At 33.1% G+C, this 12,461-nt stretch carries 8 protein-coding genes; 1 reads left to right on the plus strand and 7 read right to left on the minus strand.

Features of this window, described 5'->3' with window-relative positions:
- Nucleotides 1-329: 329 nt before the first annotated feature.
- From ilvC to DFR66_RS09500, 6 genes are all read right to left on the minus strand, one after another.
- A complete protein-coding gene (gene ilvC, locus DFR66_RS09475; RefSeq protein WP_114754600.1) occupies nt 330-1,799 on the minus strand; it encodes a ketol-acid reductoisomerase in 1,470 nt (489 codons plus the stop codon).
- 116 nt (nt 1,800-1,915) lie between these two features.
- Entirely contained in the window at nt 1,916-2,440 is a 525-nt protein-coding gene (gene ilvN / locus DFR66_RS09480) for an acetolactate synthase small subunit (protein WP_114754601.1), read from the minus strand.
- 4 nt (nt 2,441-2,444) lie between these two features.
- On the minus strand, nt 2,445-4,130 hold the full coding sequence (gene ilvB, locus DFR66_RS09485; RefSeq protein ID WP_114754630.1) for a biosynthetic-type acetolactate synthase large subunit: 1,686 nt from the start codon (nt 4,128-4,130) through the stop codon (nt 2,445-2,447).
- Between the two features lie 105 nt (nt 4,131-4,235).
- Nucleotides 4,236-5,909, minus strand: a complete 1,674-nt coding sequence (gene ilvD, locus DFR66_RS09490; protein ID WP_114754602.1) for a dihydroxy-acid dehydratase — start codon at nt 5,907-5,909, stop codon at nt 4,236-4,238.
- Between the two features lie 61 nt (nt 5,910-5,970).
- Entirely contained in the window at nt 5,971-7,086 is a 1,116-nt protein-coding gene (gene leuB / locus DFR66_RS09495) for a 3-isopropylmalate dehydrogenase (RefSeq protein WP_114754603.1), read from the minus strand.
- Nucleotides 7,087-7,124: 38 nt separating this feature from the next.
- Nucleotides 7,125-8,300: a 2-isopropylmalate synthase gene (locus DFR66_RS09500; protein WP_114754631.1), complete on the minus strand. Its 1,176-nt coding sequence runs from the start codon at nt 8,298-8,300 to the stop codon at nt 7,125-7,127.
- A gap of 154 nt (nt 8,301-8,454) precedes the next feature.
- On the opposite strand from DFR66_RS09500, the gene DFR66_RS09505 reads away from it, so the two are divergent.
- Nucleotides 8,455-9,999 carry a hypothetical protein gene (locus tag DFR66_RS09505; RefSeq protein ID WP_114754604.1) on the plus strand — a complete coding sequence of 515 codons (1,545 nt, stop codon included), beginning with the start codon at nt 8,455-8,457 and terminating at the stop codon, nt 9,997-9,999.
- Nucleotides 10,000-10,320: 321 nt separating this feature from the next.
- Here DFR66_RS09505 and DFR66_RS09510 read toward each other — a convergent pair whose 3' ends face one another.
- On the minus strand, nt 10,321-12,297 hold the full coding sequence (locus DFR66_RS09510; RefSeq protein WP_114754605.1) for an alpha-ketoacid dehydrogenase subunit alpha/beta: 1,977 nt from the start codon (nt 12,295-12,297) through the stop codon (nt 10,321-10,323).
- Nucleotides 12,298-12,461: the final 164 nt, after the last annotated feature.

A 12,461-nucleotide genomic window follows, 5' to 3' on the forward strand; every position in this document is an offset into this window, starting at 1 on the left:
AATTTAACAACAATTATTATAGTACCAAAAACGATGATATTATGAACAATAATCAACCAAAACTATCACGTTCCAACCAAGGAATTCAAATACTAATTTATCAACATAGTTTATCAAAAAAATAAACTTATATAATTTAACTATTCTAATTTTAAAAGGGACTACTTCACTCAACTTTAAGCTCTTTTAAAGTTAAGTGAATGTACAAGCAACCATATCTATTTATTTTTTTTATAATAACTTCAATAACTAATTCAAAATATTATGAAATCAAATAATATGGTGCTAATCCCAGCACACCCTCATGTGTGTAATTCTTAAAATATTATTTATCCAATTTTTTTCATAGCAGTCATTGATTCTCTCAACCACTCGCCTACTTCTTCAATAGGATGCTGACGAATACTTTTGTTTACAGCAATAAGAACAGCATTATCTACTCCATTTGAAGTTGAAAAAGGTTTTCCTATCACATTAGTATCTATCGTTTTCATGAAATCAGTTAATAACGGTTTACATGCATGGTCAAATAAATAACAGCCATATTCTGCTGTATCGGAGATGATACGGTTCATTTCATATAATTTTTTTCTAGCTACAGTATTGGCAATCAAAGGCAATTCATGTAAAGACTCATAATACGCTGATTCTTCAATGATTCCTGTTTGTGTCATAGTTTCAAAAGCTAATTCTACACCTGCTTTTACCATTGCAATCATCAAAACTCCATTGTCAAAATACTCTTGTTCTGAAATATGCGCAGTTGTTGGTGCTGTTTTTTCGAAGTTAGTTTCTGCAGTTGCAGCTCTCCAAGTCAATAAATTAATATCGTCATTAGCCCAGTCAATCATCATGTTTCTTGAAAATTCACCTGAAATAATATCATCCATGTGTTTTTGAAACAACGGACGCATGATGTCTTTTAATTCATCTGCTAATTCATAGGCTTCAATTTTTGCAGGATTTGACAAACGGTCCATCATGTTTGTAATTCCACCATGTTTTAAGGCTTCAGTTACTGTTTCCCAACCGTATTGAATCAATTTTGATGCATATGCTGGTTCGATTCCTTTTTCAACCATTTTATCAAAACATAAAATAGAACCTGTTTGTAACATTCCACAAAGAATGGTTTGTTCTCCCATCAAATCCGATTTTACTTCGGCCACAAAGGATGAGTTCAACACTCCAGCTTTGTGACCACCAGTAGCAACTGCATAGGCTTTTGCTTGTTCAAAACCTTCTCCGTTTGGATTATTTTCTGGGTGAACCGCGATTAAAGTTGGCACACCAAAACCTCTTTTATATTCTTCACGAACTTCAGATCCTGGACATTTTGGTGCACACATAATTACAGTGATGTCTTTACGAATTTGCATTCCTTCCTCGACAATATTAAAACCGTGAGAATAGGCTAATGTTGAACCGTTTTTCATCAAAGGCATGATCGCGGTAACTACTGCAGTATGCTGCTTGTCTGGTGTAAGGTTACAAACCAAATCAGCTGTTGGGATTAATTCTTCATACGTTCCCACTTTGAATCCATTATCAGCGGCGTTCATGAAAGAAGCTCTTTTCTGTGCAATTGCTTCAGCACGCAAAGCATAAGAGATATCCAATCCAGAATCTCTCATGTTCAAACCTTGGTTCAAACCCTGTGCGCCACATCCTACAATGACTACTTTTTTTCCTTCTAAAGCTTTTATTCCATTTACAAATTCTGATTGGTCCATGAATTCGCAAACGCCTAATTGTTCTAATTGTAATCTAAGTGGTAATGAATTGAAATAATTTGCCATTTTTTATTATTTAATGATTGTAAAATTTTGTTATTGAAAATTTATTTTTCTAAAAATAGAAAACTGTTTCTCGACTGCGTTCGAGATGATAATTGCAAACTGTGACTGAACGCTGATTACTGTTTAAGTTCTTCTAATAATGATGAAATTTCCATTTTTGATTTGGAAACTGAAATTCTTCCAGAGCGTACAAATTGCATGATGCCAAAAGGTTTCAATTTTTCGTATAACGATTCTATTTCAGCACGTTGTCCTGATTTTGAGATTACAAAGAAGTCTCTTGAAACCGTAACTATTTCGGAATGACTTTCTTTAATTATATTTTGAATTTGCTTTTCATCAAAAAGTAAGCTTGACTCAATTTTGAATAATGCATTTTCCAAGAAAATAGTTTCTTCATCAATATGATAAAATGCTTTGATGACTTCGATTTGTTTTTCGATTTGTCCTACAATATTATGTACCCATTTTTCGGTTGTGTTAACTACAATAATAAATCTAGAAACATTTTCAATTTCAGATTCGGATACATTTAAACTCAAAATATTGATATGGCGTTTCAAGAATATTCCTGATATTCTGTTAAGTAAGCCAACGTTGTTTTCTGAATAAACAGAAATGGTGAATGTTTTATTTTCCATAATATTAACTTAATCGGATATCAGAAACCGATGCTCCTGTAGGAATCATTGGGAATACGTTATTTTCTTTTTCTACCATAACTTCTAGGAAATAAGACTCTTTTGAAGCCATCATTTCGGCAACGGCAGCATCAAGATCTTCTCTTTTGGTTACTTTTTTCGCTTTGATATAATAGCCTTCAGCAATGGCTATAAAATTAGGATTGATCATTTCTGTAGAAGCGTATCTTTTGTCAAAAAACAATTGTTGCCATTGACGCACCATTCCTAAAAATTCATTGTTCAAGACCACAATTTTCACAGGAACTTTAGTTTGGAAAATAGTTCCAAGTTCTTGGATAGTCATTTGGAAACCTCCATCGCCAATGATGGCTACTACTTCACGATTTGGCATTCCCATTTTAGCTCCAATTGCAGCAGGCAATGCAAATCCCATAGTACCTAAACCACCTGATGTTACATTACTTTTAGTCGAATTGAACTTCGCATAACGACAAGTAAACATTTGGTGTTGTCCCACATCAGAAACCATGATGGCATCACCTTTAGAATGTTTATTAATCATTTCGATAGTTTCTCCCATTGAAATCCCATCTTTCATAGGTTGCAGCTCCTCATTAATAACTGCTTCAAGCTCTTGTTCGTATTTTTCTTTGAATGTATTGTGCCAAGATTCATGAGTATTATTTTCAATAAGAGGAAGTAAGGCCGTTAAGGACTCTTTTAAATCTGCTAATACCGCTACATCTGTTTTTACATTCTTATCTACTTCGGCAGGATCAATTTCAAAATGAATTACTTTGGCTTGTTTGGCGTAAGTAGCTAAATTTCCCGTAACACGATCGTCAAAACGCATTCCAAGTGCTATTAAAACATCACATTCATTGGTCAAAACATTAGGGCCATAATTTCCGTGCATTCCCACCATTCCTACGTTTAAAGGATGATCTGTTGGCATAGCCGAAAGTCCTAAAATAGTCCAAGCAGCTGGAATACCTGATTTTTCTACCAATGCTTTTAATTCTGCTTCCGCTTCACTAAGAATTACACCTTGTCCAAAAATGATAAAGGGTTTTTTAGCAGTATTAATTATTTCAGCTGCTTCCTTAACCTTATCAATATTTAAAACTGGTTTCGGATTGTAGCTTCTAATACTAGTACATTTTGCGTAGCTAAACTCCATTTCATCAAACTGAGCATTTTTAGTAATATCTATTAAAACCGGACCGGGACGACCTGATTTAGCAATATAAAATGCTTTTGCAATAATTTCTGGAATCTCACTTGCTTCTGTAATTTGATAATTCCATTTGGTCACAGGAGTTGAAATACCGATGATATCCGTTTCTTGAAAAGCATCAGAACCCAATAAATGTTTCCCTACTTGACCCGTGATACAAACCATAGGAGTTGAATCTATTTGCGCATCAGCAATTCCGGTAACTAAATTTGTGGCACCTGGACCAGAAGTTGCAATCGCCACTCCCACTTTTCCTGTTGCTCTAGCATATCCTTGAGCTGCATGAGTAGCACCTTGTTCGTGGCGCACAAGTACATGATGCAAATCATCTTTAAATTTATACAATTCGTCATAAACAGGCATGATAGCCCCACCTGGATATCCGTAAATTAAGTCAACTCCTTCGGCTAATAAGCATCTTATAACTGCCTCTGCTCCTGATATTTTCATGTTGTATTTTTTTTCAAAAAAATCAATATCAATGTCAAAAATCAATTTTATTGTTAAACTGATTGTTGCGATTTTCACTGGTATTGCAATTGATATTGTTATTTATTATTTGTCTGTTACACATCCTGTTGATGCGCTAGATACCGATCGTGCATATTTAAGTAAAACACCTTGATTCACTTTCAATGGAGGTTGAACCCAATTTAATTTTCTTTGGTTGAATTCTTCATCTGAAATTTTTAAATTGATGGTATTATTTACAGCATCAATAGTTATTACATCTCCATTTTTAATGAGTGCAATACCTCCACCATCGTGTGCTTCTGGGGTAATATGCCCAACAACAAATCCATGAGAGCCTCCAGAAAATCTTCCATCAGTAATTAAAGCAACCGAGTTACCTAATCCAGCACCCATAATTGCAGAAGTTGGTTTTAACATTTCTGGCATTCCTGGACCACCTTTTGGACCACAATAGCGAATCACAACCACATTTCCGGGCTGAACTAATCCATTCTGTATTCCAGGGATTACATCAAATTCACTTTCAAAAACCACTGCTGTTCCTTCAAAATATTCTCCTTCATTTCCACTAATTTTAGCTACACAACCTTCGGAAGCTAAATTCCCGTACAAAATTTGAATATTACCACTAGATTTAAGTGCGTTATCAATTGTATGGATTACATCTTGACCCGCTGTTAAATCAGCTATGTTTTCTAAATTTTCTGCCACTGTTTTACCAGTTACCGTTAAGCAATCTCCGTGTAAAAGACCTACTTTTAGTAAATATTTCATAACTGCTGGAACTCCACCCACAGCATGTAAATCCTCCATCATGTACTTACCACTAGGTTTAAGATCTCCCAGAATTGGTGTTCTATCACTTATTTGTTGAAAATCATTTAAAGTAATTTCAATTCCAACAGAATGAGCCATCGCAATAATGTGCATTACGGCATTAGTAGAACCTGCTAAAACAGCAATAATTGTAATAGCATTTTCAAATGCTTTACGAGTCATAATGTCTCTTGGTTTGATATCTTTCTCTAAAAGAATTCTAATTGCTTTTCCAGCATCTAAACATTCTTGTTGCTTTTCTGGGCTTAATGCTGGGTTTGAAGAGCTGTAAGGCAAACTCATTCCTAACGCTTCAATTGCTGATGACATCGTATTTGCAGTGTACATTCCACCGCAAGCACCTGCACCTGGACAAGAATTTTTTATAACTCCTTTAAAATCTTCGGGAGTAATCGTGTTACTAAATTTTTTCCCCAAAGCTTCAAAGGCAGAAACTATATTTAAGGATTCTCCTTTCCATTTTCCTGAATGAATTGTACCTCCATAAACCATAATCGATGGACGATTTACTCTTCCCATGGCAATAACAGATCCGGGCATATTTTTATCACATCCAACAACTGCAATCATAGAATCGTACCATTGAGCTCCCATAACAGTTTCAATAGAATCAGCAATTACATCCCGAGAAACAAGAGAAAAACGCATTCCTTCAGTTCCATTTGACATTCCGTCACTAACGCCTACGGTATTAAAAATCAAACCAACTAAATCTGCTGCCCAAACACTTTTTTTAATTTCTTTGGCCAAATCATTTAAGTGCATGTTGCATGTATTCCCTTCATAACCCATACTTACAATACCTACTTGCGCTTTATTTAAATCTTCATCAGTCAATCCGATACCATAGAACATGGCTTGTGCTGCGGGTTGTGTTTCGTCCTGTGTTATGGTTTTACTGTATTTATTTAATTCCATTATGTATTAATTTGTTGGTAATTTGTTTTTTCTAAAAGTTTAAAAGGTCATTTATCTACTTTTAAACAATGGTGGATTGTCCTAGATAAACATTGTCACTCTTAAAGTACAAGTCGTCTTTACTCAAAATATAATTTGAAATAAAATCACCTACTTCATTAGTGCCAAATTTTGAATAAGGATTCAAATCAGCAGTGACGACATTTAATTCTATTGCTTTATGAACTGCTTCGTATACTTTTTGAGATTCAATATGAAGACCAAAATGTTCCAAAAGCATCGCCGCCGAAACTATTGAAGCAATAGGGTTAGCAATATTTTTTCTTTTAGCTTCTGGATAAGATCCATGAATAGGCTCAAAAAGTGCATTTGAATTTCCTAAAGAAGCTGATGGTAATAATCCTATTGAACCCGTAATAACACTAGCTTCATCTGATAATATATCCCCAAAAAGGTTTTCGGTCAAAATGACATCAAATTGTTTTGGATTAATTATGATTTGCATAGCAGCATTATCAACTAAAAGAAATTCTAAGGTTACATCAGGATATCCCTCTGCAATTTCTGTCACTACTTTTCTCCACAATCTTGACGTTTCCAAGATGCTGGCTTTATCAACCAAAGTCACCTTTTTCTTTCTTTTCTGAGCCGTTCTAAAAGCCAAATGACTGATTCTTATTATTTCTTCTTCGGAATATTCACATAAATCAGAAGCTAAAGTTCCTTGTTCGTTGCTTTTTTTCTCACTAAAATAAGATCCACCAGAAATTTCTCTGAATATTATAAAATCAGCGCCTTCAATTATTTTTCTTTTTAAAGGAGATAAATCTAATAAGTCGTTGTATGGTTTTATAGGTCTTATATTAGCATACAATCCTAGTGCTTGTCTCAATTGTAATAATCCTTGTATAGGGAGTGACTTAGAATCTGAATAAGTATCATATTTTGAATCATCAACAGCTCCAAACAAAATTGCATCTGTATTCAAACATAGATTCAATGTTTGTTCCGGTAAAGGATTTCCTGTTTTTTCAATAGCAATAGCACCAATTAGGGCATCTTCAAAAACAAACTCATGATCGAAAACCACACCAATAGCATTTAATGCTTTTTTTGCTTGTAATATTACCTCCGGACCTATACCATCTCCAGAAAGAACTGCTATTTTTAAGTTCATAATAATAAGATTTAGATTTAATTTGAAATCAAAATATTTTAGTTAAGGAGCATTTCCTTATTCATTATACATACTTCAATAATTTGATGAATATCATCATCAATAACTTCTTTTTTAATATCGGCAAATTTTAAGAACTCCACATAAACAACATCCAATTGTACTTTTGTAAGTTCGTACCCTACTTTTTTTGCTCTATAGGCTAATGCTGCTCTACCACTTCTAGCTGTAAGAACTATAGATGATTCATTGACTCCTACATCTAAAGGGTCCATAATTTCATAAGTCGCTCTATTTTTTATTACACCATCCTGATGAATTCCAGAGCTGTGTGCAAAAGCATTTGCTCCTACAATTGCTTTATTGGGTTGCACCATCATTCCCATACTTTCAGAAACCAATCGGCTCATTTCATTCAGCTGACGAGTATTGATATTGGTATCTAAATTCAAATACGGATGTTGTTTGAAAATCATCACCACTTCTTCAAGAGCAGTATTTCCGGCTCTTTCACCAATTCCATTAATCGTACATTCTATTTGTCTAGCTCCATTTATTGCACCTGCAATAGAATTGGCAGTAGCCATTCCTAAATCATTATGACAATGGCAGGACAAGATTACGTTTTCAATTCCTTTGACATTTTCTTTTAAATACTTAATCTTTGCACCATATTCTTCTGGCAAACAATACCCAGTTGTATCTGGAATATTAAGTACAGTAGCTCCTGATTTAATCACTTCTTCACAGACTCGAGCCAAAAATTCATTATCCGTTCTACCGGCGTCTTCTGCATAAAATTCAACATCCTCAACATATGATTTAGCATGTGAAACAGCAAATTTTGCTCTAGCAATAATATCCTCTCTTGTTGTATTTAGCTTATGTATAATGTGCGATTCTGAAGTTCCAATTCCTGTATGTATACGGGGTCTTTTTGCATATTTTAACGCTTCTGCAGCAACATCAATATCATTTTTTACTGCTCTTGTTAATCCACAAACAACTGCGTTTTTTACAACTTTACTAATTTCTGAAACAGATAAAAAATCACCTGGACTAGAAACAGGAAAACCAGCTTCGATAATGTCAACACCCATTTCGTCCAGTCGATTTGCTATAACTAGTTTTTGTTTGGTATCTAACTTACATCCTGGGACCTGTTCGCCATCTCTTAAAGTGGTATCAAAAATTTGAACTTTCTCTCTATTCATTTTCATTTATTTAATGTAATTTCACATCTTGGAAACAAAAATATCTTTCAATACTTTATAATAAAACTCAATTTAATTAAATATACTGCTTATAAAGCGACCAATAACTTTATAACTTATTGATTAATAGCGAATTGAATCAATATATTTTACAATGGCTAACCATCAAAAAGATTTCTTATTTGTATTAATAAAATCCCTCTCAAAATCTGAAAAAAGACAATTCAAGATTTTTGCCAGCCGATTAGAAACCAGTTCTAATACAAAATTCATCGAATTATTCAATATTTTAGACAAATCAGAAGTCTATGATGAGAAACTTATTCTTAAAAGTGGTATCATAAAAAAAGTACAATTATCCAATCTTAAATCCTACTTGTACAAGCAAATTTTAGTAAGTATTAGATTGAATATTCCAAGCCAAAACATTAGGTATCAGCTTAGAGAACAAATTGATTTTGCTACCATATTATACAATAAAGGTTTATACAAGCAGAGCTTAAAAATTTTGGACAAAACAAAAATTTTAGCACTTGAGAATGACGAAAAACTAATGGCGTATGAAATTGTAGAATTCGAAAAACTTATTGAATCACAATACATAACACGTAGTATTCAAGGACGCGCTGATGAACTGGTGGTGCAAGCCAAAGAGCTGAATTACCGTAATACCATTTCCAGTAAATTATCTAACTTATCCCTTCAATTGTATGGGATAATGCTTAAAACCGGTTATGTAAAAAGTGACGAAGAATATAAATATATTGATAATTACTTCCATAAACACATATCTAAATTTGATGAGAAAAAATTCGGATTTAGGGAAAAATACTGGTTTTATAACGCCAATCTTTGGAGGAGTTTTCTGGTACAAGATTTTCTTTCCTGCTATAAATATTCTTTAAAATGGGTAACATTGTTTTATGATAATCCTAGCATGATTCATTTAAATCCAGTGTTTTTCTTAAAAGGAAACCATTATTTATTAGAATCTTTATACATGTTGAAATACAAATCTAAATTTAAAAAGTATTTAGAGCTGCTGGAAAAAACTATCAAAGATTCCAATTTCCCAGTTAATGATAATATTGCGTCTTTGTCATTTCTATATGTATATAATAATAAATTGAATTACCATATTCTTGAAGGTACTTTTGCCGAAAGTGAATACTTAATTCCTGAAGTATTAAACAAATTAAAAATCCACTCAGACCATCTTGATGAACATCACGAAATGTTGTTCTATTATAAATTTGCGTCCATTTATTTTGGGAATGAAAAATATGCGGATTGCATCTTTTATCTAGAAAAAATCATAAACAATAAAAATCTTTCAATGCGAGAAGATTTAATGTGTTTTGCCAGATTACTCTGTTTGATTGCGCATTACGAATTAGGTAAAGATTATTATCTGGAAAATCAATTAAAGAATACCTACAAGTTCCTAATCAAAATGAATGATTTACATGAAGTACAAAAGGAAATCATTAAGTTTTTGAAGAATTTAAACTCCATTTATCCTACAGATATCAAAAAGGAATTTGTTAAAATGAGAGCGCGTTTTATTGAATTAGAGAAAAATACTTATGAAAAAAGAGCTTTTCTTTATCTTGATATTATTTCTTGGCTCGAAAGCAAAATTGAAAACCGAAAAATCAGTGATATTATTAAAGAAAAAGCCAAATTGATTAATCGATAAAATTTTAGTTTAAAAAAAATATGATTCTTTAAACTAAATTAGACATTAAAACACTTTTTACTTAAAAACTAGCTCATATTAAGAAAATACTTTTCAAACTAAACTAAAATACTGCGTTAATAAAATATTCATTACATTTAGAGAATACTTAAAAATTTAAAATCATGAATGGATTCTTCAAAACTATATTAGCAGGTTACGGTGCTAAAAAACTAGGCGGTGGCTGCTTTGGTACAATTCTAATTTTTATAATTATCTATTGGATATTAGGTTATTTTTAGAATTAAAATCCTAAAAATAACCCAATTAAAAACTTATAAATTAATATGCCAAAAGTTCTTTCAGATCATTTTCAAATCTACCTTTTGGCAAATATTGATCTTCTAAAGTTTTTGTAAATGGAATTGGAGTATCTAAACTTGCTACTCGTTTTACAGGAGCATCTAAGTGTTTAAAACAGTTTTCCATTATCATTGCCGAAATATCACTTGCAATTCCACCAAACATTGAATCTTCCTGATAAATAATCACTCTCCCCGTTTTCTGAACTGATGCAAAAATAGCTTCAGTATCTAATGGTTGTAGAGTTCTTAAATCCAACAGATCAGCCGAAATATCTGGATTTTTTGCTAAAGTATCCAAAGCCCAATGAACAGCTGCTCCAAATGAAATAATAGTAACATCATTTCCTTCTTTTAACAAAGCCGCTTTTCCTAATGGAATCGTATAATAGTCTTTAGGTACATCTTGGTAAACGCTTCTGTACAATTGTTTGTGCTCAAAAAATAGTACCGGATTTGGATCATTTATAGCCGTATTCAACAATCCTTTTGCATCATAAGGAAATGCTGGATACACTACTTTTAGTCCAGGAGTTTTAGTAAACCAAGCTTCATTGGTTTGCGAATGAAAAGGTCCCGCTTGTGTTCCTCCACCACAAGGCATTCTAACTACAACATCTGCTTTTTCTAACCAACGGTAATGTGATTTAGCTAATAAATTGACAATTGGATTAAATCCTGTCGAAACAAAATCAGCAAACTGCATTTCCACAATCGCTTTATAGCCATTAATAGACAATCCCATTCCTGCCGAAACCACTGCGCTTTCACATATTGGTGTATTAAGGACACGCTCTTTGCCAAACTGCGCAACAAAACCATCGGTAATTTTAAAAGCACCACCATATTCAGCAATATCCTGACCCATTATTACTGAATTTTCATAACGTTCCATTGATTGTCTCAAACTGGCCGAAATCGCATCTATAAAACGAATATTTTCTTTTTCTTCTGAAGGTTTAACGTATTCAAATACATGTGGTTTGTAAACATCATTTAGCTCTTCACTTAAAGAAGCTTCAATCTCCGGTTCGGCATTGGCAATAGCCAGACTTTCATCAATATCCTTCTTTATTTCAGCATGTAAAGCAGCGTCAAAATCAGCTGTAAGAACTCCGTTTTCAGTTAAATATTTTTTATAATTTTCTACTGGATCTTTAATTGCCCATATATCCATTAATTCCTGAGGAACATATTTGGTCCCACTCGCCTCTTCATGCCCGCGCATTCTGAAGGTTTTGAATTCCAATAAGACCGGACGTGGATTTTCTTTCATCGAAGCCTTTAATTCAGATAATAAATTAAATACTTCTAGAATATTATTCCCATCTACAATATGACTTTCCATTCCGTAGCCTTTTCCTTTATCAGCAAGGTTTTCACAACGATATTGCTCGTTTGTAGGTGTCGAAAGTCCATAACCGTTATTCTCTATGACAAACATAACCGGCAATTCCCAAACCGAAGCAATATTTAAAGCTTCATGAAAATCACCTTCGCTTGTAGCTCCTTCTCCAGTAAAAACTGCGGTAACTTTTCCGTTTTTCTTAAGTTTATTGGCCAATGCGATTCCATCAGCAACGCCTAGTTGCGGACCTAAATGCGATATCATTCCAATAATCTTGTATTGTTGTGTTCCAAAGTGAAAACTGCGATCACGACCTTTAGTAAAACCATTGGCTTTGCCTTGCCATTGCGAAAAAAGACGGTACAACGGAATGTCTCTTCCGGTGAAAACACCAAGGTTTCTATGCATTGGTAAGATGTATTCATCAGTATCTAAAACTGCTGTAACACCAACAGAAATAGCCTCTTGACCAATACCAGAAAACCATTTTGATACTTTTCCTTGACGGATAAGAATCAACATTTTCTCTTCTATAAGTCTTGGTTTTAGTATTCTTTTATATAAATCTAATAATTGATTGTCCGTAAGATTTTTTCTGTCAAAGGTCATTTTTTCTGTTTTATTGTATGGTTCAAAGATAAAAAAATATAACAGTTTTGTATTATTTTGTTATATTTTTTTATATAGTTTATAAATTTTAAAATTCTGATATAAAATTATTCTTTACATTTGTATCCGCAAGGTTTTTAACCTTCAAGTTATTAAAAAATATT

This window comes from Flavobacterium glaciei (assembly GCF_003350545.1).
Lineage (GTDB): Bacteria > Bacteroidota > Bacteroidia > Flavobacteriales > Flavobacteriaceae > Flavobacterium > Flavobacterium glaciei.